This window comes from Pseudothauera lacus (genome assembly GCF_003034845.1).
Classification (GTDB): Bacteria; Pseudomonadota; Gammaproteobacteria; order Burkholderiales; family Rhodocyclaceae; genus Pseudothauera; species Pseudothauera lacus.
In genome coordinates, this window is the sequence record NZ_PZKC01000017.1 from 17,570 (window position 1) to 40,827 (window position 23,258).

Below are 23,258 nucleotides of genomic sequence, written 5' to 3' on the forward strand. Positions count from 1 at the left end.
CCCGCTTCCCGCAAACCGCCTCCCGGAGTCCGTCCGCCATGTCCCTGATCAAGCAACTGTGGATCGCCATCGCCCTGGTGATGTCGCTGGCCTTCGGCGGCAGCCTGCTGGTCAGCACGCTCGGGGCCCGCCACTATCTGGCCCAGCAGCTCTACGTCAAGAACGTGGACAACGCCACCTCGCTGGCGCTGTCACTGTCGCAGATGTCCAAGGACCCGGTAACCGTCGAACTGCTGATCGCCGCCCAGTTCGACGCCGGCCACTACCGCATGATCCGCCTCACCGATCCAGCCGGAGCAGTGATCGTCGAGCGCGCCAACGGCGGTGGCGCGCTCGGTGCCCCGGAGTGGTTCGCCGCACTGGTGCCGGTGAGCGCCGCCGCCGGCGTGGCCCAGGTGCAGGATGGCTGGAACCAGTACGGCACGCTGACACTGGAAAGCCACAGCCGCTACGCCTATGAGTCGCTGTGGCGCGCCACCCTGCAGCTGCTGGGCTGGTTTCTTGGCGCGGCGGTGCTCACCGGCGTGCTCGGCACCGTGCTGCTGCGCCACATCACCCGCCCGCTGGGCAGGGTGGTGGCGCAGGCCGAAGCCATCGGCGGACGCCGTTTCGTGACCACCGACGAACCCTCGACCACCGAGTTCCGCAGTGTGGTGCGGGCAATGAACACCCTCTCCGCACGCGTGCGCGGCATGCTCGCCGAAGAGTCGCAGCGCCTCGAACAGCTGCGCCGCCAGAGTCAGCATGACGAACTCACCGGGCTGCTCGGCCGCCGCCAGTTCCTCAATCAGCTCGATGCCGCACTCAGCCGCGACGATGCTGCCGCTACCGGCACTCTGGTCATCGTGCGCGTGGGTGAACTTGCCGCGCTCAACCTTGCCCTCGGCCGGCCGCGCACCGACGCCCTGCTGTGTGAGCTGGCCGCGCTGCTGCAGGCCCACATCGACGCCCAGCCCGACTGGGAGGGCGCCCGCCTCAACGGCAGCGACTTTGCCCTGCTGGCCTGCGGCAGCAGCGCCACTGCCGCAGTGGTCGCACCGCTGCGCGCCGCGCTCGACGCCCTCGCCGAACGCTGGCACGACTGCGCCCTGCTGCGCCTGCCGATGGGCGCCACGCGCTATCGCAACGGCGAGGCGCGCGCGCAGGTGCTGGCGCGCGCCGACGGCGCCCTGGCCGGCGCCGAGCAGGCCGGCGACCGCGCCGTGCAGATCAACGACGATGCTGCCCCCGCCCATGCCGACCTCGCCGAGTGGCGCAGCAGCCTGGAAGAGGCCCTGCGCGATGACGGCGTCAGTCTGGCGCTGTATCCCGCACTGAACGCCGCCGGCGCCCTGCTGCACCACGAGGCGCCGATGCGCCTGCGCCTCGACGGCGGCTGGCAGAACGCCGGCTACTTCATGCCCTGGGCCGCGCGCCTGGGGCTGACCAGCCGCCTCGACGCTGCCGTGGTACGCGCCGCGCTGGCGCGCATCGCTTCAACGGGAGAGGCGCTGGGGATCAATCTGTCGGTGGATTCGCTGCGCGACGCGGCCTTCCGCAGCGAGCTCTTCGCCACCCTGCAGGGGCAGCCCGCCGCAGCGCGACAACTGTGGATCGAACTGCCGGAGCATGGCGTACTGCGCAACCTGGCCGAATTCCGCGCCCTTTGCGTGGCACTGCGTCCGCTCGGCTGCCGGCTGGGCATCGAACACGTCGGCCGCGGCTTCAGCCGCATCGGCGACCTCCATGAACTGGGGCTGGACTACCTCAAGCTCGACGCTTCAATGGTGCGCGACATCGACCAGGACGGCGGCAACCAGAACTTCGTCCGCGGTCTTTGCGTGGTCGCCCACGCCATCGGCCTGACGGTGATCGCCGAAGGCGTATGCAACGCCGCAGAGCGGCGCACGCTGGCGGAACTGGGACTGGACGGCTTTACCGGGCCGGGGATCCGGGTGGCGGAGTGATCATGGATAGCGCCCTGCCCGGCAAGGGCAGGGCCCGGAACGGGGATAAGCCTGGTACAGCTCAGATCAGGCCGTCGTCGTCATCGAGCAGGTTCAACTGACGCAGTTCGGCACGCGCGCTGCGGCGCGCGCTGAGCTTGTCCTGCGCCGCTGCGGGCAGATCGGTGAAACGGATCACCGCACGCTCGACCAGCAGATCGACGACATCCTCCAGCACCCGCACCAGCGGCAGGTCGGAAGCGGCCAGCTGCGGCGCCGGCCCCAGGCCTTCGAGAAAGACCCGCAAGCCGGCGTCGTCCACCTCCACATGCTCGGCATGCATGTCGTCACCGACACTGCTCACGGCAACGATCACGCCGGCCGCATCACGCTTGACGAATGGCATGCCCCCTCCTCGCGCAAAACCTCATTCTGCCTTCAGGGGGGCACATGCTCAATCGGTGATCAGCTTGCCGGTGGCGAGCAGGTTCTGGACCAGCTGATGGCTGTCGGCAAAGCCGTCGAGCAGATTCACCCCCTCCAGCCTGATCACCTGATCGGCACCGGACATGGCGGCGCCCTGGCTCTTCACCTCCAGCACGGTCGTGTTGCTGCCGCTGTCGTAGGAGAAGCTGAGGTAATCGTCCAGGTTGCCGTGATTTTCGCCAACCAGCAGATCGCGCAGGTTGAGGGCATCGCCATCGGCAAGGCTGAAGTCCTTCACCACATCGACCGCCGGCGAGGCAACACTGCCCTGATCGCCCAAGTTCCACTTGAACACGTCGGCGCCCAGACCGCCGTAGAAGATGTCGTTGCCCGAGGTGCTCAGCAACTCGTCAGCACCACTGCTCCCCAGCACGAGGTTGGCAGTGCCACTGGCAGTGTCGCCGCCATCCACCACCGTGGCGGTGACCGAGACGCCGGTGGCAACGGAAACCCCCGTCGGCACGCTGAGCACGATGCCATCGATGGTCACCGCCTTGGTAACCGGATCGATGCTCACGGTGTAGCTGCCATCACTCACCAGCGGCAAGGTCCAGTTTCCGGCGCCATCGTGCGTACCTGTGGAGAGGATCGCGCCCAGCGGGGCACTGACCACAACGGCAACCACCTCTTCCGAATACTGGACGTCGGTGGGTTCGACCTGCAGTTCCAGGGCGTACTGCACCGCACTGGTATAGGAAAAACTATGGACAAGGTAGTCATTCACATTACTGACATGAGGATCCGTGCCCGAGGGGGTCGAGAACACCACCGCCTCAATCAGCTTGCCTGCCGGGGCGGTGCGGACAATCGGATCACCAACGCGGTCGCGGCCACCAAGGGCGCTGTCGCCGTTCATGATCACCACATCGCTCGTTCCGTCGGTGTAATGAACGGTGTACTTGGCATACTCAGCGTTGGCCAGCCAGGCAAGCTGGAAGCTTACCGACTCGGCAGGACGGTCAAGCTCGACACGCAGCGACTCGCCGTTACCTATCTCCTCCCCTGCACCATTCGAGGCACTCCCTGCCACGCCGAAGCCTGTAGGGGTTCCTGAGCTCCTGATGCTGACCGTGCCTGCACCACCATCCTTGTAGGCGGCAATGGTCATCCCGGAAGGGCTCAGCGCATTCGAAGCATCGACCGCATGCACAACCTGGCCAGTAGAAAGCAGATTGATCATCACGCTGGGCAGATCAGCCACCGGGGTTACGGTAATGTCGAGCGTTGACGTGTCGGTGTTCATCCCGTTGCTCACCGTATACGTCACCTGAGGCACCGGGCCGCTGTAATCCCTTGCGGGCATGAAGCTGTAATCGCCATTGGCTTCGATGCTCAGGGTGCCGACACCGGCAAGCACCACGCTCTGACCTGCTGCGTGCGTACCGCCGTCAACAGTGAAGTCGACCACCGTAAGCGTTGCCCCTCCTGTCTGCGCGTTGTCGAGCAGGTTACCCTCAAGCAGGGTGTCTTCAGCAACGCTGGCAACTTCGCTGGCATCGGTCAGATCGTTGTCCAGAATCTGGCCGGTGCCGGTCACGCCGTCAATGGTGATCAGCAAGGTCTCGGTCGGCTCGACGTCCGTGTCGTCGATCGTCGGGTAGGTCACCGTGAAGCTCGATACACCCGCCGGTACCGTGATCGTCCCCGTCACCGGGTCGTAGGTCACGCCGTCGCTGAACACCGGCACGCCGTAGTCGGCGCCGTCCGTGGCCGTGCCACCGACGCTGTAGTCGTAGGTGCTCGCTTGGGTCGTGGCTTCCGACAGGGTCACCGTATAGACCAGGTCGTTGCCTTCGACCACCGCATCGTCGCCCACGCCCGGACCACCCGGTTCCACGGTGATGATGCCCGGCTTGTCGTTGTCCAGAATCTGGCCGGTGCCGGTCACGCCACCGACGGTGAGGCTGAAGCTCTCGGTATGCTCAACCAGGGGGTCGTCGACCGTCAGCACCGTAACGGTGAATGCACTCACCCCCGCGGGGACCGTGATCGTGCCACTGACTGCGTCGTAGGTAACGCCATTGCTGAAGCTCGCATTGGACAGCGCACTGACGTAATCCACCCCTCCGCCAGTGGCAGTGACATCTGCAAGCGCCAGCGTAAAGATCTCCGCGACAGCACTTGCATGAGAAAGCGTCACGGTAAACACCGCGGGCTGACCCTCGGTGACGGTCACTCCGTCCACATTCCCAGCAGCATTGCCGACGTGGGTGATGACGGGCGAAGGCGCGGGCGGCGGACTGAGGGGAGCAGCCCCCCCTCCCGCAGTGACATCCTCGGCGGTCCCAGGCAGGGTGAACTCGAGATTGCCGGTAACAGCCGGCTGAAATTCGAAAGCCAGCGGATCAACCCCTTCACTGACCCGCAGCAGGCGCACGAAACTGCTGCCGTCACCGCCATCGCCACCGCTCAGGCCTGCGGCGGGGGCTTCCAGCACGTCGTCGAGGTTGGCGCCCTGTTCGAGGGCCTGCAGGATCTGCTCGACGCTGCCATCGGCAATCTGCGCTTCGGTGGCGTGGGCGCGGGTGGCGGCCGACAGTTCGCCATTCATGGCGACGCTCTGATTCTCACCAATGCCGAGCAAGGCGCCGTCGAGGGTGGCCAGTTCGACCCGGCCACCGGCGGAGGTGATGACCGTCTCGCCCTCCAGGAGGACATCTCCGGGTTTCAGGCTGCGGGTGTTGCCTGCAGCGTCACGGGCAAGGGCGTGTCCGGTGACGGCGACGACGGTGGCGATTGCTTGACTGGCGGCCATGCGGGTTCTCCTGGATTCCTGGCGACGGCGACACTGCCGTCCTTTCCGTACTGACGGAACCTTAGCGGGACACGCAAGGGGGAACTATTGGACCAGTGGACAGGCTGTGACGAAATTAACAATTCCGCCCAGTCGGCCACGCCCACGGGCTCAGCGGCCGACGCGCAGGGCCAGTTGCAGGCGGTCGCGCACGCCGAGCTTCTCGAAGACGGTGCCGAGGTGGGCCTTCACGGTACGCTCGGTAATGCCGAGCTGGCGGGCGATTTCCTTGTTGCTGTGCCCCTGGGCGACGGCGCGGGCGACTTCCTGCTCGCGCGGTGAAAGGGTGTCGAGCGTGCTGGCAGGCGCGGTTGCGGGCAGCACGCGACTGACCGCGGCGATGACCCTGGACATGAGATCGGCACCGATCCACAGGCCGCCATGATGGACCACCACGGCCACCTCGCGGAGCTGCTCGGGCGCGGCGAGGGCGTGGCAATAGCCCCGCGCACCCCCGTCGAGGGCCTGCAGGGCCTCGTGCTGCTGCGGCTGCCAGGACAGCACCACCACTGCCCGCACGCCGGCGGCGAGCAGGCTGCGCAGGCGCGCGGGCCAGTCCTCCAGGGTGGCGCTGAGCCAGACGGTATCGGCGGCATCGTAGGCCGTCCCGGCATCGGCACCGGTCAGCACCTCGGCGTCGGGGAAGGCGGCGTGCCAGCGTGCCGGCGCGGTGCCGATGGGGGCGATGAAGTAGTGTCGGCTCATCTTTCGGTCAGTGCGTTGCCCTTGGCGCGCAGGACGGGCTTGAGCAGATAGGAGAGGACGGTCTTCTTGCCGGTGAGGATGTCGACCTGCGCGACCATCCCGGGGATGATCGGCAGCGCCTCGCCCAGCGAGCTTTCCACGGTGCGCACGCGCACCACGTAGAAGGCGTTGTCCTTGTCGTCGGTGACGGTGTCGGCGCCGATGTGTTCGACCCTGGCCTGCAGGCCGCCGTAGATGGCGAAGTCGTAGGCGGTGAACTTGACCATGGCCTCCTGCCCGGGACGCAGGAAGGCGATGTCCTTGGGCAGCACGCGGGCTTCGAGGATGAGGGCGTCGTCGAGGGGGACGATCTCCACCACTTCGCGCCCCGGCTGCACCACCGCGCCAACGGTGTTGACCAGCAGGCGCGAGACGGTGCCGCGCACGGGAGAGCGGACTTCGGCGTGCTTGACGCGGTCGGCAAGCCCGCGGCTGCCCTCGGAGAGGCTGCTGAGACGGGCCATGGTGTCGGAGAGTTCGTTGCGCAGCTGGTTGCGCACATTGAGCTCAACCTCTTCGATCTTGCGCGAAGCCTCGGCAATCGCCGCCTGCACGCGGGAGATCTGCGCACCGGCCTGGTCACGCTCGCCACGCAGGCGGGCAACATCGCGCTCGAGGCGCAGCAGGTCGACCTCCGAGACCGCGCCGGAACTGATCAGCGGCCGGGTGACGTCGAGCTCCTGGGTGGTCAGCTCGAGCCCACGCGCTGCCTGTTCGCGGCGCGAGCGCGCTTCGTTGAGTTCCTGCTGGCGTTGCGCCAGTTGCTCGCGGGCGATGGACAACTGCGCCGCCATGCTCTCGCGGCTGGATTCGTACAGGCGGCGTTCGTGGGCGGCGATCTCGGGCGCTTCGCTCTCGACCCCGGCGGGAAAGCTCAAGGCCGTGCCCTGGGTGAGCGCACTCAGGCGTGCCGCCTTCGCCTGCAAGGCTAGATACTGGGCGTGATTCTCGCGCAGCGAGGAGACGAAACGGGTCGGATCCACGCGCAGCAGCAGTTCGCCGGCCGCCACCTCCTGGCCCTCGCGAACCAGCAACTCCTCCACCACGCCGCCGTCGACGGACTGCACGATCTGCAGTTGCGAGGAGGGGATGACCCGCCCTTCGCCACGGGTGACCTCGTCCACCTCGGCGAACGCCGCCCAAACTACCAGCAGGACGACGACCACAGCCCCGGCGCGCAACAGCCAGCGCGCCCGCAGGGGCTCCTGCTGCAGGCGGGCCCAGTCGGCATCGCCGGCCCAGTCGAGGTTTTCCGCCGGCGCCGGCAGCAAGCGTTCAAGCACGGACTGCAACGGGCCACCGGAAAAGCGCGCCGAAGCCCGCCCGATACCGTCGAAGAGGGAGCGCCCGGAGGACTTCGTCATCAGCCGGCCCTCCCGATGCGGCCCTGGCGCAAGGCGTCCACAACCTGCGCCTTGGGTCCGTCGGCGACCACCTGGCCGCCGTCAATGACGACGATGCGGTCCACCAGTTCGAGCAGCGAGGTGCGATGGGTGACCACGATCAGCGTCTTGCCGCGCGCGAAGACGCCCAGGCGGCGCTTGAAATCCTCCTCGCTGGAATGGTCCATCGACGAGGTCGGCTCGTCGAGCAGCAGGATGGGCGGATCGTTGATCAGCGCACGCGCAATCGCCACGCTCTGACGCTGGCCGCCGGAGAGCGAGTCGCCGCGCTCGCCGATGAGCATGTCGAAACCCTGCGGATGACTGTTGACGTAATCGAGGATGCCGGCGGTCTCGGCCGCACGCAGCAGCGCCGCATCGTCGGCCAGCGGCGCGGCGATGGTGATGTTCTCGCGCAGGGTGCCGAAGAACAGGGTCGGGTCCTGGGCGACGTAGCCGATATTGCGGCGCAGCTCGGCGGGGTCGAGCTGGCGCAGGTCGACGCCATCGACCAGCACTGCACCTTCGCTGGGGCGGTAGAGGCCGAGGATGAGCTTCTCCAGCGTGCTTTTGCCCGAACCCACACGCCCGAGGATGGCCACCCGCTCGCCGGGCTGGATGCGCAACGAGACCTTGCGCAGCGCCGTCACGCTCTGCCCCGGGTAGCTGAAGCCGACCTCGCGGAACTCGACGGCGCCGCGCAGGCCCTGGCGGCTGACGAAGCTGGCCTGCGCCGGGCGCTCCACTTCCTGGTTCATCAACGCATCGAGCGAGGCCAGCGCAGTGGCCGCGTTGTGGTACTGCACCAGCAGCCCGGCAACCTGCGAGATCGGCGCCATCGCACGCGAGGACAGCAGGTAGCAGGCAATCAGCCCGCCCATGCTGAGCGCGCCTTCACCGATCAGATACACGCCGATGACGATGACCACCACGCTCACCGTGTGCTGCACCCACATCGCGCCGTTGGTGACGCTTGCCGAGAGCAGGCGCAACTGCGCGCCAATGCGCGCCAGCAAGGCCGCACTGGCCTCCCACTTGCGCTGCAGCGGCCCTTCCGCGCCCAGCGCCTTGACCGTTTCCAGCCCCACCAGCCCCTCCACCAGCGTGGCGTTGCGCTGCGCCCCGGCACGGTAGGTGGTTTCGGTCAGCGCATGCATGCGCCCCTGCACGGCAAAGGCGTACAGCAGCAGCAAGGCCACGCCGACGACGAAGGGCAGCACCAGCGGCCACGCGATCCAGGCGATGACGATGAGGAAGAGCAGCGCGAAGGGCACGTCGATGAAGGCGATCACCGTGGCCGAGCTGATGAAGTCGCGCACCGACTCGAAGGCGCGCAGGTTGGCGGCAAAGGAACCCGCCGACTGCGGGCGTTCCTCCATGCGCAGGCCCAGCACCCGCTCCATGATGGTCGCCGACAAGCGCACATCGACACGGCTGCCGGCCAGATCGACGAAGTAACCCCGCATGGTGCGCAGGACGAGGTCGCCGACCAGCACCAGCAGCACCCCGGCAGCGAGCACCCAGAGGGTCTCGACGGCATTGTTGGGAACCACACGGTCATACACGTTCATCACGAACAGCGGCATCGCCAGCGCGAAGACGTTGATCAGCAAGGCGGCGAGCAGCACGTCGCGATAGAGCGCGCGGTTGTCGGCGATCACCCCCCAGAACCAGTGCTGCGCGCGCGCCGGGCGCACCTCGGGGGCACGCGCATCGAAACGGAACTGCGGCCGCAGGTAGATGACGTGGCCGCCGTAGCGTGCGCCGAGCGCCTCCCACGGCAGCTCTACGGCAGACTCGCCGAGTTCGGGGAAGATCACCGTCGCCGTGCGCCGCACGGCGTCGCTGGCAAGCAGCACGCAGGCGCTGTCATCGGCAAGCAGCAGGATGGCCGGCAGCAGGGCTGCGTTGATCGCCGGCAGGGGCGTTTGCACCACCCGGCTGCTCATTCCCGCGCGCTGTGCGGCACGGGCGAAGAGGGCCGGACGCAGCCCGGCGCGCCCCACCGGCAGACCGGCCAGAGCGGCATCACGGGTCAGCGTGCGACCGTGGGCACGCGCGACCAGCAGCAGGCATTCGAGCAGCGCATCGACAGCGCCGCCTTGCGCCGCTTCGCCCTCGTCACCGACCATGTTTGCAGATTCCGCCACCTTGCCCGCTCGCCCTCCGTCATCGACGCCTCCGCGCCAGACTGCAGGCAATGCGGATGCAAAGGACCCATTGTGGCCAAGGGCGGCAGCCGACGCCAAGCCAAAGACGCCTCAGCTTGCGGATTTTCACACACTGGGCGTCATCGCAGCGCCGCAACGCTGCGCCGGCATCACTGCGCACAGCTTCACTTGCGGTGCCGGCGGGCAGCTTTCACAATGACCATCCTGGCGGCATCGCCCGAGGAGACCACCATGACCGACACCCAGCGCAGGCAGTTCTCGCGCATCCGCTTCCACAGTGGCGCCAGCCTCACCGTGCAGGGCCGCGACAGCGCCTGCGAAGTGCTCGACCTCTCCCTCAAGGGAGCCCTGCTCGCCACCGCCAGCCCACTCGCCGCGCCGCCGGGCACACCCTGCCGGCTCAGCCTGCAGCTTGGCGAAGGCGACGCCGTGGTGCGCATGGAGGGCGAGGTCGCCCACACCGAGAATGCCCACCTCGGCATGGTCTGCCGCGAGATCGACCTCGACAGCATCACCCACCTGCGCCGCCTGCTGGAGCTCAACCTCGGCGACGCCGACCTCCTCCACCGCGAGTTCTCCGCCCTCATCGCGGAATGACAACGCCCGCCGTGCCGGTTGGCACGACGGGCGTCGGTTGCGGCGCGTGCAGCAGGGCGGCGATCAGTTCTCGCCGAGCACGTCCTTCTTGAAGCCGCGCAGGGCGACCTTCCACCAGTTGAAGGAGTCTTCGATGTTGCGACGGCTGACGCCGTAGTCGATGTTGACGACCATCTCCAGCACCGGATCGTTGTCACGGTCGAGATAGGCCTTGCCGTAACGCTTGGTGCGGTTCCATTCGTTCATCTGCGCCTGGGTGAACTTGTTGTTGCCGTTCCAGGCGGCATAGAACTGGATGTCGTCACAGTCAGTGTTGTTGGTGCAGCCGTAGAAGAAGATCGTGTAGCGCGTGCCTTCGATGCGCCCGGTGATCTTGGGATCGCCCTGGGAGTCCTTTTCCAGGTCGGCACTGCCGAAACCACGGGCAATGTTGAGGATGCGCGCCGGGTCGGTGGCATCGATAAGGTCATTGGCCATTACCGGCGCAGTTGCGAACAGCGCGGCAGCGGCAACCGCAAAAACTCTCAGGCTCATGAAAAACTCCTTGAATTATTGTTATCCCGACACACTGCAAAAATGCGTGTGCGGCGAGATTCTGCTGCACTAAAGCCTATACGCGCAAGCGGGCGTCATCACCGAAGCCCGCGAGCCGGGCGCAGCTCAGTCGATCTGCAGCACATCCTTCTTGAAGCCGCGCAAGGCCACTTTCCACCAGTTGAAGGAATCCTCGAGATTACGCTGCGCAACGCCGTGCTTGATGTTGACCGGCATCTCCAGCACCGGGTCGTTGTCGCTGTCCAGATAGGCCTTGCCGTAGCGCTTGCTGCGGTTCCAAGTGTTCATGTCCGCCAGCGAATACTTCCCGGGCGCGCTCCAGGTGGCGCGGAACTGGATGTCGGAGCAGTTGCGATTGTTCGTGCAGCCGTAGAAGAAGATGTAGTAGCGCGTACCTTCGATACGGCCACTGATGCGCGGATTGCTGGTACTGGGGCTGGTGCCGAGGTCGGCACTGCCGAAGCCCCGGGCAACGTTCAGAACGCGCTCTGGATCAGTGGCGTCGATCAGGTTGCTGGCCAACACCGGCACGCTCATGCCAGCAAGGACGGTGGCAAGTACTGCGATCTTCAAAGTCATGCATCCTCCCTTTTCTGATTCAAGTCTTGGAGACATGCCCGCAGCACCGAAACGGGCGCCGACAGGGCACCCGCCAAGTATCCCATGCCACCCCGCCCCTCTCCGTGACGCAGGGCACGTTCCGTGCCAGTCAAGCCGCCGTAATCATTCGATGTTCTGCACCTGCTCGCGCATCTGCTCGATGAGCACCTTCATCTCCATCGCCACGCCGGAAACGTCGGTGGCGGCAGACTTTGAGGCCAGGGTATTGGCCTCGCGGTTGAGCTCCTGCATCAGGAAATCGAGGCGCTTGCCGGCAGCGCCACCGGCCTTGAGGATGCGATCAACCTCGTCGAGATGGGTGGACAGGCGCGAGACCTCCTCGGCGACATCGATGCGCTGGGCGAACAGCGCCACCTCCTGGCGGATGCGGTCCTCGTCGAGGCTGGCGGCGGCGTCGCGCAGGCGGGTGGCGAGCCTGTCCTGGTGCTCGACGACGATGGCGGGAATGCGCGGCGCCACCTCGGCGACCAGCGCGCGCATGCGCGCCGTGCGCTCGCTGATCGTCGCGGCAAGCTTGTCGCCCTCGCGCCGGCGGGTCGCCAGCAGGTCATCGATCACCGCACGGGCGAGTTCGACGATCAGCGGCTGCATCTGCTCGAAGGCCGGGCTGTCGTCGGCAAGCATCCCCGGCCAGCGCAGCACCTCACCGACCGACAGCGGTGCGGCGGCGGGCAGGCGCTCGCGCACCGTGCGCTCGGCCTCCTGCAACTGCGCCAGCAGGCCGGCATTGAGTGCCAGGCTGCGCGCCGCGGCATCGCTGCCGTGGAGATTGAGACGGCATTCGACCTTGCCGCGGCCCAGGCGCGCGCTCAGCAACTCGCGCAGCGCGGGCTCCGCCTGGCGCAGTTCGTCGGTAATCCGAAAGGCCAGGTCGAGGTAGCGCGAATTGACGCTGCGCAGCTCCAGGTGCAGGCTCACCGGCCCGAGCTCGCGGGTATGCACCGCAAAACCGGTCATGCTATGAATCATGGGTAGATCTCCGGGATGTGTCGGGATCGTTTACACTGCGGGTCCCGCATCACACAATGCAACGAAGCGCGAATCTTAGCCCTCCGCCCGATGCCGCCTCAAGCCAACGCCCCCCTGCCTTCGGGTTTTCAGCTCGATCAGTACCGCATCGAGCGGCAACTGTCGCTGGGCGGCTTCTCCATCGTATACCTCGCCTATGACGAGGATGGTACGCCGGTGGCGATCAAGGAGTACCTGCCCAATTCGCTCGCCCTGCGCAAGGAAGGCGAGCTCGAACCGCAGGTGCCGGACGAGAACATGCCGGCCTTCCGCTACGGCATGAAGTGCTTCTTCGAGGAAGGGCGCTCGCTGGCCAAGCTCATGCACCCCAACGTCGTGCGGGTGATGAACTTCTTCCGCGCCAACTCGACGGTCTACATGGTCATGCAGTTCGAGCGCGGACGCACGCTGCACGACTACATTCACCGCCACCGCGGCCAGGTCAGCGAACGTTTCATCCGCGGTGTGTTCACCCGCATGCTCAACGGCCTGCGCGAGGTGCACGCGCACAAGCTGCTGCATCTGGACATCAAGCCCTCCAACATCTACCTGCGCAACGACGGCACCCCGGTGCTGCTCGACTTCGGCGCCGCGCGGCAGACGCTGATGAGCGACCAGCCGATGCTCAAACCCATGTACACCCCCGGCTTCGCCTCCCCCGAGCAGTTCGGCGACCGCGATGCGCTGGGGCCGTGGAGCGACATCTACAGCGTCGGCGCCACGCTCTACGCCTGCATCGAAGGCACCGCCCCGCCACGCTCCGACGAGCGCGTCAAGAAGGATACCCACCAGCCGGCGAGCAAGACCCACGCCGGCCGCTACTCCGCACAACTGCTGGAAACCATAGACTGGTGCCTGAAGCTCGATCCGCTGGAGCGTCCGCAGAGCGTCTACGCCCTGCAGAAGGCACTGATGCGCAAGGAAGCCGGTGAAGCCATGCCGGCAGGCTGGTTCGCAGACCTGGGCAGCAAGCTCAAGTCCTTCATCGGCCGTTCATGAGGTACAGCCATTGAAGTTCACCATCTACCAGGAAAGCCGCATCGGCCGGCGCAAGACCAACCAGGACCGCATCGCCCACTGCTACTCGCGCGACGCCCTGCTGCTGGTGCTCGCCGACGGCATGGGCGGGCACCTGCACGGCGAGATCGCCGCGCAGATCGCCGTGCAGTTCATCACCCACGCCTTCCAGCGCGAGGCCCAGCCGCTGCTGCAGGACCCGTCGATGTTCCTCTCGCGCGCACTGAGCAACGCCCACAACGCCATCCTCGACTACGCCTTCGACAAGGACCTTCCCGAGGCGCCGCGCACCACGGTGGTCGCCTGCGTGATCCAGGAAGGCCAGGCCCACTGGGCCCATGCCGGCGATTCGCGCCTCTACCTGCTGCGCGGCAACCGCATCGTCGCGCAGACCCGTGACCATTCGCGGGTGCAGTTGATGATGGACCAGGGCCTGATCGACGCCGAAGGGGCGGCCCACCACCCCGGGCGCAACCGCATCTATTCCTGTCTGGGTGGCAACCATCCGCCGCAGGTGGAGTTCTCCAAGCGCATCAACCTGCGCGACGGCGACATCCTCGCGCTGTGCAGCGACGGCCTGTGGGGACCGCTCACCGACGACGGCGTGCTCGAAGGCCTGCGCGGACGCAACGTCATGGACGCGGTGCCGGTGATGATGGACCGTGCCGAGGAACGCGGCGGCCCGACCTGCGACAACCTCTCGCTGATCGCGGTGTGCTGGCATGACGAGAAGTCCGTCGGCGAACCTGACTCGGTATCCACCCAGACCATGGCGCTGTCCGACTTCACCACCAAGCTCGACACCTTCGGCGAAAGCCACAGCAGCACGCCGAGCACCCTCGAACTCACCGACGACGAAATCGAGCGCGCCATCGCCGAGATCAACTCGGCAATCCAGAAATTCAGCAAATAGGCCCCTCATGCGACCCAGCCAGCGCCAGCCCGACGAACTCCGCAGCATCCGCATCACCCGCGGCTACACCCGCCACGCCGAAGGTTCGGTACTGGTCGAATTCGGCCACACCCGGGTACTGTGCACCGCCAGCGTGGAAGAGAGCGTGCCACCCTTCCTGCGCGGCAAGGGCAAGGGCTGGGTGACCGCCGAGTACGGCATGCTGCCGCGCGCCACCCACACCCGCAGCGCACGCGAGGCCGCCAAGGGCAAGCAGAGCGGGCGCACCCAGGAAATCCAGCGCCTGATCGGCCGCAGCCTGCGCGCGGTGATGGATCTCGGCGCGCTCGGCGAACGCCAGATCACCGTCGACTGCGACGTCCTGCAGGCCGACGGCGGCACCCGCACCGCGGCCATCACCGGCGCCTGCGTGGCCCTGCACGATGCGCTGGACGGCCTGGTCGCCGCCGGCAGGCTCAAGACCAGCCCGCTGCGCGACTTCGTCGCGGCGGTGTCGGTGGGCGTGTATCGTGGCACCCCGGTGCTGGATCTGGACTACGATGAAGATTCGGACTGCGACACCGACATGAACGTGGTGATGACCGGCGCCGGCGGCTTTGTCGAAGTGCAGGGCACCGCCGAAGGCCAGCCCTTCAGCCGCGCCGAACTCGACAGCCTGCTCGGCCTCGCCGAGCAGGGTATCGCCCGCCTGGTCGCCCTCCAGAAAGCCGCTCTCGCCGGAAACCGCTCATGAGCACCCGACTCGTCCTCGCCAGCAACAATGCCAAGAAGGCCGCCGAACTGCAGGCCCTGCTCGCCCCGCTCGGCCTGCAGGTGATTGCGCAGGGCGAACTGGGGGTGAGCGAGGCCGAGGAGCCCCATCCCACCTTCGTCGAGAACGCGCTGACCAAGGCCCGCCACGCCGCCGCGGCCACCGGCCTGCCGGCCATCGCCGACGACTCAGGGCTGTGCGTCGCCGCGCTCGGCGGTGCCCCCGGCGTGCATTCAGCGCGCTACGCCGGCGAGCCGAAGTCAGACGCCCGCAACAACGCCCTGCTGCTCGAACGTCTGGCGGGCGTCGCCGACCGCCGCGCCCACTTCGTCTCCGTGGTGGCGCTGGTGCGCAGCGCCGACGACCCCCAGCCGCTGATCGCCGACGGCGAATGGCACGGCGAGATCCTCACCGCCGCGCGCGGCGAAGGCGGTTTCGGCTACGACCCGCTGTTCTGGGTGCCGGAGCTGGAACAGACCGCTGCCGAGCTCGATGCCGCACTGAAGAACACCCTCAGCCACCGTGGCGCCGCCATGCGCCACTTGCTCGAACGCCTCCACGCCCGCCCGCTGTGAGTACGCGCCGCATCATTCCGCTTACCCCTGCCAGCCCCCCCGCAGCGCCCCACCCGCCCCCCACGGCCACACCCCACCCGCCAGCGCCGCCCCCGCTGGCGGTGTACGTGCATTACCCGTGGTGCGTGCGCAAATGCCCGTACTGCGACTTCAACTCACACACCGCGCGCGCCGCCGCGCCGCCGGAGGCCGCCTATCTCGACGCCCTCGAAGCCGACCTGCAGGCCGCCCTGCCGCAGGTGTGGGGTCGCCGCGTGCACAGCGTCTTCCTCGGCGGCGGCACCCCCAGCCTGCTCTCCGCAGCGGGGCTGGACCGCCTGCTGACCCTGCTGCGCACCTTGCTGCCGCTCGACCCGCTCGCCGAGATCACCCTCGAAGCCAATCCCGGCACGGTGGAGGCTGCACGCTTCCGCGACTACCGTGCAGCCGGAGTGAACCGCCTGTCGCTCGGCATCCAGAGCTTCAATGACCGCTTCCTCGCTGCCATCGGTCGCATCCACGGCGGTGACGAGGCACGCGCAGCGGTCGATCTGGCGCTGGCCACCTTCGACCGCGTCAACATCGACCTGATGTACGCGCTACCCGGGCAGGACATGGCACACGCCCTCGTCGACCTGCGCACCGCAATTGCCAGCGGCGCCGGTCATCTGTCGTGCTATCACCTCACCCTCGAGCCCAACACACCCTTCGCCCACGAACCGCCGGCACTGCCCGACGACGAGGTGGCCGCCGACATGCAGGACGCCATCGAGGCTGAACTGGCCGCCGCCGGTTTCACCCACTACGAGACCTCGGCCTTCGCGCGCACCGCCCAGCAGTGCCGTCACAACCTCAACTACTGGACCTTCGGCGACTACCTCGGCATCGGCCCCGGCGCCCACGGCAAGCTCTCCAGCCATCAGGGCATCGTCCGCGAGATGCGTCACAAGCACCCCGAGCACTACCTCGCCGCCGCAGCACGGGGCGACTTCGTGCATCTGCGCCACACCGTCGGCGCCGCCGACCTGCCGTTCGAATTCATGATGAACGCCCTGCGCCTCTGCGACGGCGTACCAGCGGCGCTGTTCACCGCCCGCACCGGCCTGCCGCTGGCGGCGATCGGCGAGGCGCTCGCGACCGCCCGCAGCGCCGGCCTGCTGGACGCCGATCCCGCCACCCTGCGCCCCACGGCCCGCGGCCAGCGCTTCCTCAACGACCTGCTGCAGCGCTTCCTGCCCGACAGCTAACCCGCAACCACGCGGATCGCCGGCACCGGCGCCGCTGCGCCGTCGAGCCCCCACACCTCGCGCAGCACCGCGACCAGCGCGCCGATCACCGCATCACCGGCGCGCGCGCGCAGATAGGCGAACTGCAGCGGCACCGGGGGTACGGCGACGGGCAGCTCGCAGGCACGGTCATTGTCACCATCGATCAGTCCGGCGCGCACGATGCCCAGCCCCGCACCGGCACGCACCAGCTCCAGCACGGCATCCTCCTGGTCGGCCATCAGGGTACGCAAAGGCTCGCAGCCGTGTGCCTGGAAGATGCCCTGCATAGCCTTGTAGTAGGCACACTCCGGTGACGTGAAGATCCACGGCAGGCGCGCCAGCGCGCTCATCTCCAGGCCACTGGCGCGCAGCCGCTTGGCGCGCGGCGCGGCCACCACGAGGTGCTCGTCGCAGAGGCGGTGGAGGACGAGGTCGGAATCGTCGCGCTCGCCGGAGATGAAGCTGGCATCGAGCCTGCCCGCGCGCAGCGCCGGCAGGTTGAGGCCGGTGGAGCCGCCCAGCATGGATACGTCGAGATGCGGGTGGCGCGCCGCCAGCCCGGTCTGCAGCGCCGCCACGCGCAGGAAGCGCGCATCGCTGTTGAGGCCGATGCGCACGCTGCCGGCGATCTCTCCGCTCAGGCTGCGCGCATGCTCGACGAAGGCACCGGCGGCGGCGAGGGTATGGCGCGCGCGCGGGAGCAGGTCCTCACCGATGGAAGTGAGCCGCATGCCCTTCGGCGTGCGGTCGAAGAGCGCCACGCCAAGCGCTTCCTCGAGCGCCTTGATGTGCGCGCTGACCGCCGGCTGGCTGGTGAACAGGCGCTCCGAGGCGCGGGTGAGATTGCCCTCCTCGGCGACGGCGACAAAGGTGCGCAGGTGGTAGAGCTCCATGATCGCGGATCCCGATGCACATGTACTTGACTGGGGCTTTCAGTAAACCCCATTGCGCCGCACAACGCCATCGCATTTTCCGAAGCCCGGCTTCCGAATAAACGATTGGTCAGGACAAGGCAATAACGCCAAGCTGGTATCGACACCGATCAAGGAGAGCCCTCATGGACCACAGCCTGCGCCTCGCTGCCCGCCCACGCCCCGCCCGCAGCTCAGCCGCTGCGGCCGCACCCGGCCTCCTGCGGCGCATTGCCGCCACCCTTGCCACCTGGCAGGCGCGCCACCGCCAGCGCCGCGAACTGCGCGAACTCGACGACCGCCTGCTGCGCGACACCGGCATCAGCCGCGCCGCCGCCGAAGCCGAGGCCCGCAAGCCCTTCTGGCGGCGCTGAGGGGTGCCGCCCCCCTCTCAGGGCGCCTCGCACAGGCAGTGAGCGTAGAGGTGGTCGCGGTCGTTCCACTGCAGCAGCGCAGCAGCGTTGCGTTCGAGCTCGCCGAGCAGCAGGCCGACTGCCGAACCCTGCGCAGCCGGCAACCCGGCGCCGGCACGGGCACCGATGCTGCTCAGCAGGCGCTGCAGGGGTGGCAGGCGTGCTGCCGGCCAGCTCAGGGTGTAGTTGTCCACGCCGGCACGGCGGGCGGCGGCGTCGATGGCGGCGTGCAGGCCGCCAAGTTCATCGACGAGACCGAGGTCGGCCGCCGCCTGCCCAGTCCACACCCGCCCGCGCGCCACCGCATCGACCTCTGCGCGGCTCAGGCCGCGGGCGTTGCCGACGGTATCGAGAAAGCGCCGGTAGCCGTGCTCGATGCCGATCTGCATGGCCTCGGCAGCCGCCGGATCGAGGGCGCGGCGAGGGTCGAGAGCCCCGGCCAGCGGGCCGGTGGCAACACCATCGACGTGCATGCCGAGACGTTCGAGCGGCTGAGAGAACTCCGGGAACATCGCGAAGATGCCGATGGAGCCGGTCAGGCTGAGCGGATGTGCCCAGATCTCGTCGGCGCCGGCGGCGATCCAGTAGCCGCCGGAAGCGGCCACCGAGCTCATCGAGGCGACCACCGGCTTGCCGGCCTCACGGGTAATCTGCAGTTCGCGCCGCACCACCTCCGAGGCCCAGGCGCTGCCGCCCGGGCTGTCGATGCGCAGCACCAGGGCCTTCACCCGGCTGTCCTCGCGGGCCTCGCGGATGAGGCGGGCAAGGGTGTCACCGCCCACCGCACCGGGAGGCTGCTCGCCGTCCATGATCGCCCCCTGGGCCACCAGCACGGCGATCTGGTCGCCGCTGCGCGCACGCTCGCCGCGCACCACCTGCAGGTAGGTGCCGACACCGGTGTGGCGGAAGGGTTCGACCTCGCCGCCATCCTCTTCCAGAGCATCCGCTGCCTGCACGCCGGCACTGCCGACACGCTCGGCGAGCAGGGCGCGCCACTGGTCGCGCGTGCTCAGGCGGTCGACCAGCCCGGCATCGAGGGCCGCCTGGGCGGCATCGCCATCGGCGGCGCGCAGGGCGGCACCGTAGTGTTCGACGTAGCGGTCGAGGTCATCCACGGCAATGCCCCGCGCCTCTGCCACCTGTTCGCGGAAAGCCCCCCACAGGCCGTCGAGCAGATCGCGCGTGGCGCTGCGGTCTTCCTCTGACATGTCGCGGCGGGTGAAGGGTTCGCTGAAGGATTTGTATTCGCCGACGCGGAACACATGCACCTTGATGCCGAGGCGCTCCAGGGCTTCGCCGAAATAGGTCGTGTAGCGCGCCAGACCGCGCAGCAGCAGGAAGCCGTCGGGAGCAAGATGGATCTCGTCGGCAACCGAGGCGAGGTAGTACTGCGCCTGGGTAAAGCGCTCGCCGCGCACCAGCACGGTCTTGCCGGCGGCACGGACTTCGGCGAGCGCGGTGCGCAGTTCGGCGAGCTTGGACAGGCCGCCGCCCTGCAGGCGGTCGGTCTCCACCACCACGACACGGATGCGTTCGTCGTCACGGGCGCTGCGCAGCGCTTCGAGGAGATCGGCGAGCGGCGCCTGCCCCGGCGCGCTGCTGGTACCGCGCAGCATCGCCAGCGGATCCTCGAAGGAGGCCTGCTCGACGAGCACCCCGGAAGGGCGCAGCAGCAGCGCCGCACCGTCGGGTATCTGCGGCCCGGGGCGCCACAGCACGGCGATGAAGACGCCGATGAGGAACAGGAAGGCGAGGTTGAACAGGGTGCGACGCACGGCGTCCAGCCAGCGCCACATGGCCACCAGCATCCTGCCGAAGAAGGCGAAGAATCGTCCGATCATGACTTGCGTTCCTTGGATGGCACCGTTCGACCCCGCTGCCGGCGGGGCTCAGCCCTTGCGACGGAAGACCAGATCCCAGACCCCGTGCCCGAGGCGCAGGCCGCGGTTCTCGAACTTGGTCAGCGGACGGTAGTCCGGGCGCGGCGCGAAACCGGCGGCGGTGTTTTCCAGCATGCTTTCGCCACAGAGTACCTCAAGCATCCAATGCGCGTAATCCTCCCAGTCGGTGGCGCAGTGCAGATAGCCGCCGGGAGCCAGCCTGGACGCGATCAGGGCGACGAAATCGGGCTGGATGATGCGGCGCTTGTGGTGGCGCTTCTTGCGCCAGGGATCGGGGAAGAACACATGCACGCCGGCCAGCGCAGCGTCCGGGATCATGTCGCGCAGCACCTCGACGGCATCGTGCTGGATGATGCGCAGATTGCTCAGGCCCTGTTCGTCGATCAGCTTGCACAGCGCGCCGACGCCGGGGGTGTGCACCTCGATGCCGAGGTAGTCCTGCTCCGGATGCGCGGCGGCGATGCGCGCAGTGGTCTCGCCCATGCCGAAGCCGATCTCGACGATCTTCGGCGCGCTGCGCCCGAAGGCAGCGTCGAGATCCAGCGCCGCCTCGCGATAGGCGATGCCGACGCGCGGCAGCACGGTGTCGAGATAGCGCTGCTGGGCCTCCGACATGCGCCCCTGGCGCAGCACGAAACTGCGGATGGAGCGGCGCGAGAAACGATGCTCCTCCTCCGCCTCGCCGGCGGGAAAGGCGCGATCTTCGATGCCTGCGCCCATGCTCAGGATCCGATCAGGCCGGCAGTGGGCGAGCTCGGATCGGCCGAGTACAGCTTGCGCGGCATGCGCCCGGCGAGGAAGGCCTCGCGCCCGGCTTCGACCGCCTTCTTCATCGCGCCGGCCATCCGCACCGGCTCGCGGGCGGCGGCGATGGCGGTGTTCATCAGCACGCCGTCGCAGCCCAGCTCCATGGCGATGGCCGCATCGGAGGCGGTGCCCACCCCGGCATCGACGATCACCGGCACCTTGGCGTTATCGATGATCAGGCGCAGGTTCCACGGATTGAGGATGCCCATGCCGGAGCCGATCAGCGAGGCCAGCGGCATCACCGCGACGCAGCCGATCTCTTCCAGCATCTTCGCCTGGATGGGGTCGTCCGAGCAGTACACCATGACCTCGAAACCATCCTTCACCAAGGTTTCGGCAGCCTTCAGGGTTTCCGGCATGTTGGGGAACAGCGTCTGCGGATCGCCCAGCACCTCCAGCTTGACCAGCGCATGGCCGTCCAGCAGTTCGCGCGCCAGGCGCAGCGTGCGCACCGCATCGTCGGCGCTGTAGCAGCCCGCGGTGTTGGGCAGGATGGTGAAGCGCCCCGGCGGCAGCACGTCGAGCAGGTTGGGCTCGTCCGGATTCTGGCCGATGTTGGTACGGCGGATCGCCACGGTGACGATTTCCGCACCGCTGGCATCGATCGCCGCACGGGTTTCGGCAAAATCGCGGTACTTGCCGGTACCGACCAGCAAGCGCGAAGCATAGGACTTGCCTGCAATCACCAGCGCATCGTTCATGTTGGACCTGTCATGTAGGAAAAGGGGAACGGTCCGCCCGCGCAGGGCGCGCCGCAATTCAACCGCCGCCGACGGCGACGACGATCTCCAGCCGGTCGCCATCGGCGAGCACCGTGTCGGCGTGACGCGCACGCGGGACGATCTCGCCATTGCGCTCGACGGCCAGACGCTTGCCCGCCAGACCGCGCTGCTGCAACAGCCCCGCCACCGTCAGGGCGTCGTCCACGGTCTCGCTGCGGCCGTTGATGTAGAGCTGGATCATGAGCGCGATTGCGGCAATTGGCAGGGGGCCGATCTTACCACGGCGCCAATTGCGCACCCCAGCGCCCTCCTTTAGAATGCCGGCTCGCTTGCGGTCTTCCGCGACCGCCGGGCGGGTGTAGTTCAATGGTAGAACGGCAGCTTCCCAAGCGTGCGACTCGAGCCGAGTCGAAGGCTAGCTGTAGCCTCTGTGCCACGCGATCCCATTGCGGGATCACCACCATTGCGGTGGGTGCACAGGAACTCAGCCTTTCAAAAAGTGCCGCAAGGCACGAAACGGCGAAGGCCGTATGAGTAATGGTTCTGCCCCTCGAAAGGGGGTGACAGAACCCGGGGTTCAGCCCCCGGTAGTCTAGGAGCGGTGCGCCACTGGTAACGGTGGGGTGCTGAGCGCTCTGACAATGTAGCCACCTTACGGGGTACGTCATGCCCCGTGAGGGGTCTGGCGTGATTTCGGGAGTTGCACCCGGATGAGGCGCTAGGCTGAGTTGGATGGTCAACGTAAGTGAACTGCTGTTAAACGTCGTCAAGCTGATTGAGCCAAAGGCAACTTGCAGTATCGGGCTCTGCCAAAATGGCAAGTGATCGGTTATCCGCTTGCTTGGTGCGGATACGCTGACATAGCATCACCGGCGAAAAAGCAGGACCTTCCCAACTCTGTTACTTGTACGGAACGAGGTAAGCCCAACGCGGCGTCTGGCCGGTCAAGCCAGACAAGGGCGGTCGTAAGATCAACTGATGCCGTAGTGGGTAGAGGATGATGGAAAAAGCGAATGCTCTGCTGTAATGGCGGAGATAGGGGATGAAACGATCGCCCCGACGCGAAAGCGTGCAGACTTCCATCTGGTGACCTATCGCGAGATAGGTTTGTAAAATCGCACCCGGCGGGGATGATGTACTATCCCTGTCTGGGGACAAGTGCGTCTATCCCTTCCGGGACAGAGCGGGCGTCGTATAACGGCTATTACCTCAGCTTCCCAAGCTGATGACGAGGGTTCGACTCCCTTCGCCCGCTCCAATCAACCGGAGGTTGATATGGACGCAGTTCCTAAAGACTGTGATGTCGCCTTCACAACGTGGAACTCTTGGCACAGCACCGACTGGGCCAAGGTCAATCATGTTGTTGCGAGGCTACAGATCAGGATTGCGAAGGCAGTAAAAGCAGGTGCATGGCGGAAGGTGCGCACCCTGCAACGGCTCCTGACGAACTCCACCAGCGCGAAAGTGCTGGCCGTGAGAAGAGTCACGGAAAACCGTGGTCAGAAAACTCCCGGGGTGGATAACGAAACCTGGGACACTCCAGAAGCGAAGTGGGCGGCGGCCACATGCCTCAGCAACACGGGGTACAGACCATCTCGTTATACACATCTCTGAACCTTCGGCGCGCCCGCTGAAATAGTCGTTGACCTTCAACGACTTACAGGAAGTGCTTGTAAACCCTCCAACAAACGCGTCTACTCTTCCAATTTGGGTGACCG

At 67.2% G+C, this 23,258-nt stretch carries 22 protein-coding genes and 2 tRNA genes; 11 read left to right on the forward strand and 13 right to left on the reverse strand.

Annotation, left to right across the window (positions count from 1 at the left end; genetic code table 11):
* Window positions 1-38 precede the first annotated feature (38 nt).
* On the forward strand, window positions 39-1,946 hold the full coding sequence (locus C8261_RS15795; protein WP_107494695.1) for an EAL domain-containing protein: 1,908 nt from the start codon (window positions 39-41) through the stop codon (window positions 1,944-1,946).
* Window positions 1,947-2,007: 61 nt separating this feature from the next.
* Here the strand turns inward: C8261_RS15795 and C8261_RS15800 are convergent, their stop codons facing one another.
* The 5 genes from C8261_RS15800 to C8261_RS15820 form a co-directional block, all read right to left on the reverse strand.
* Window positions 2,008-2,331 (reverse strand): hypothetical protein, encoded by a 324-nt coding sequence (locus C8261_RS15800; protein WP_107494696.1) that lies wholly within the window; start codon window positions 2,329-2,331, stop codon window positions 2,008-2,010.
* 48 nt (window positions 2,332-2,379) lie between these two features.
* On the reverse strand, window positions 2,380-5,166 hold the full coding sequence (locus C8261_RS15805) for a retention module-containing protein (RefSeq protein WP_107494697.1): 2,787 nt from the start codon (window positions 5,164-5,166) through the stop codon (window positions 2,380-2,382).
* Between the two features lie 150 nt (window positions 5,167-5,316).
* The gene (locus C8261_RS15810) at window positions 5,317-5,910 is read right to left on the reverse strand and encodes a response regulator transcription factor (protein WP_107494698.1); all 594 of its coding nucleotides are present in this window, start codon (window positions 5,908-5,910) and stop codon (window positions 5,317-5,319) included.
* Entirely contained in the window at window positions 5,907-7,313 is a 1,407-nt protein-coding gene (locus C8261_RS15815; RefSeq protein WP_107494699.1) for an HlyD family type I secretion periplasmic adaptor subunit, read from the reverse strand. Before C8261_RS15815 ends, C8261_RS15810 begins: the two co-directional genes overlap by 4 nt.
* Complete coding sequence (locus C8261_RS15820) at window positions 7,313-9,463, reverse strand: type I secretion system permease/ATPase (protein WP_107494700.1); 2,151 nt, start codon at window positions 9,461-9,463, stop codon at window positions 7,313-7,315. The genes C8261_RS15815 and C8261_RS15820 overlap by 1 nt, the downstream gene beginning before the upstream one ends.
* A 270-nt stretch (window positions 9,464-9,733) precedes the next feature.
* Between C8261_RS15820 and C8261_RS15825 the strand changes: the two genes are divergently transcribed.
* Window positions 9,734-10,099: a PilZ domain-containing protein gene (locus C8261_RS15825; protein WP_107494719.1), complete on the forward strand. Its 366-nt coding sequence runs from the start codon at window positions 9,734-9,736 to the stop codon at window positions 10,097-10,099.
* A 63-nt stretch (window positions 10,100-10,162) separates the two neighbouring features.
* Here the strand turns inward: C8261_RS15825 and C8261_RS15830 are convergent, their stop codons facing one another.
* The 3 genes from C8261_RS15830 to C8261_RS15840 form a co-directional block, all read right to left on the reverse strand.
* Window positions 10,163-10,633: a YbjN domain-containing protein gene (locus C8261_RS15830; RefSeq protein WP_107494701.1), complete on the reverse strand. Its 471-nt coding sequence runs from the start codon at window positions 10,631-10,633 to the stop codon at window positions 10,163-10,165.
* A 126-nt stretch (window positions 10,634-10,759) separates the two neighbouring features.
* Window positions 10,760-11,233 carry a YbjN domain-containing protein gene (locus tag C8261_RS15835; RefSeq protein ID WP_107494702.1) on the reverse strand — a complete coding sequence of 158 codons (474 nt, stop codon included), beginning with the start codon at window positions 11,231-11,233 and terminating at the stop codon, window positions 10,760-10,762.
* Between the two features lie 144 nt (window positions 11,234-11,377).
* Window positions 11,378-12,244, reverse strand: coding sequence for a YicC/YloC family endoribonuclease (locus C8261_RS15840; protein ID WP_107494703.1), 867 nt, complete (start codon window positions 12,242-12,244; stop codon window positions 11,378-11,380).
* Between the two features lie 90 nt (window positions 12,245-12,334).
* On the opposite strand from C8261_RS15840, the gene C8261_RS15845 reads away from it, so the two are divergent.
* Genes C8261_RS15845 through hemW form a run of 5 tightly spaced genes read left to right on the forward strand, consistent with a single transcriptional unit; the run spans window position 12,335 to window position 16,765 of the window.
* Complete coding sequence (locus tag C8261_RS15845) at window positions 12,335-13,282, forward strand: serine/threonine protein kinase (RefSeq protein ID WP_107494704.1); 948 nt, start codon at window positions 12,335-12,337, stop codon at window positions 13,280-13,282.
* Between the two features lie 10 nt (window positions 13,283-13,292).
* Window positions 13,293-14,213, forward strand: coding sequence for a PP2C family protein-serine/threonine phosphatase (locus C8261_RS15850; RefSeq protein ID WP_107494705.1), 921 nt, complete (start codon window positions 13,293-13,295; stop codon window positions 14,211-14,213).
* Between the two features lie 7 nt (window positions 14,214-14,220).
* Entirely contained in the window at window positions 14,221-14,946 is a 726-nt protein-coding gene (gene rph / locus C8261_RS15855; protein WP_107494706.1) for a ribonuclease PH, read from the forward strand.
* Complete coding sequence (gene rdgB / locus C8261_RS15860; RefSeq protein WP_107494707.1) at window positions 14,943-15,539, forward strand: RdgB/HAM1 family non-canonical purine NTP pyrophosphatase; 597 nt, start codon at window positions 14,943-14,945, stop codon at window positions 15,537-15,539. Before rph ends, rdgB begins: the two co-directional genes overlap by 4 nt.
* The gene (gene hemW, locus C8261_RS15865; protein WP_107494708.1) at window positions 15,536-16,765 is read left to right on the forward strand and encodes a radical SAM family heme chaperone HemW; all 1,230 of its coding nucleotides are present in this window, start codon (window positions 15,536-15,538) and stop codon (window positions 16,763-16,765) included. Before rdgB ends, hemW begins: the two co-directional genes overlap by 4 nt.
* Here hemW and C8261_RS15870 read toward each other — a convergent pair.
* Window positions 16,762-17,679, reverse strand: coding sequence for a LysR family transcriptional regulator (locus C8261_RS15870; RefSeq protein ID WP_107494709.1), 918 nt, complete (start codon window positions 17,677-17,679; stop codon window positions 16,762-16,764). The two genes, hemW and C8261_RS15870, sit on opposite strands and share 4 nt — an antisense overlap.
* A gap of 164 nt (window positions 17,680-17,843) precedes the next feature.
* Here C8261_RS15870 and C8261_RS15875 point away from each other — a divergent pair, with 164 nt between their 5' ends.
* Window positions 17,844-18,071, forward strand: coding sequence for a DUF1127 domain-containing protein (locus C8261_RS15875; RefSeq protein WP_107494710.1), 228 nt, complete (start codon window positions 17,844-17,846; stop codon window positions 18,069-18,071).
* Between the two features lie 17 nt (window positions 18,072-18,088).
* On the opposite strand, the gene sppA is transcribed toward C8261_RS15875, so the two are convergent.
* From sppA to thiS, 4 genes are read right to left on the reverse strand one after another with little or no spacing between them, the layout of a single operon-like run.
* On the reverse strand, window positions 18,089-19,951 hold the full coding sequence (gene sppA / locus C8261_RS15880; protein WP_107494711.1) for a signal peptide peptidase SppA: 1,863 nt from the start codon (window positions 19,949-19,951) through the stop codon (window positions 18,089-18,091).
* Between the two features lie 48 nt (window positions 19,952-19,999).
* Entirely contained in the window at window positions 20,000-20,731 is a 732-nt protein-coding gene (trmB, locus tag C8261_RS15885; RefSeq protein ID WP_107494712.1) for a tRNA (guanosine(46)-N7)-methyltransferase TrmB, read from the reverse strand.
* A gap of 2 nt (window positions 20,732-20,733) precedes the next feature.
* On the reverse strand, window positions 20,734-21,519 hold the full coding sequence (locus C8261_RS15890) for a thiazole synthase (protein ID WP_107494713.1): 786 nt from the start codon (window positions 21,517-21,519) through the stop codon (window positions 20,734-20,736).
* Window positions 21,520-21,577: 58 nt separating this feature from the next.
* A complete protein-coding gene (gene thiS, locus C8261_RS15895) occupies window positions 21,578-21,781 on the reverse strand; it encodes a sulfur carrier protein ThiS (protein ID WP_107494720.1) in 204 nt (67 codons plus the stop codon).
* Window positions 21,782-21,895: 114 nt separating this feature from the next.
* Here thiS and C8261_RS17370 point away from each other — a divergent pair.
* The 3 genes from C8261_RS17370 to C8261_RS15905 all read left to right on the forward strand — a co-directional run bounded on the left by C8261_RS17370 (window position 21,896) and on the right by C8261_RS15905 (window position 23,154).
* A tRNA-Gly gene (locus tag C8261_RS17370) sits at window positions 21,896-22,000 on the forward strand.
* Window positions 22,001-22,723: 723 nt separating this feature from the next.
* A tRNA-Gly gene (locus C8261_RS15900) sits at window positions 22,724-22,798 on the forward strand.
* A 17-nt stretch (window positions 22,799-22,815) separates the two neighbouring features.
* On the forward strand, window positions 22,816-23,154 hold the full coding sequence (locus tag C8261_RS15905) for a reverse transcriptase N-terminal domain-containing protein (RefSeq protein ID WP_107494714.1): 339 nt from the start codon (window positions 22,816-22,818) through the stop codon (window positions 23,152-23,154).
* Window positions 23,155-23,258 lie beyond the last annotated feature (104 nt).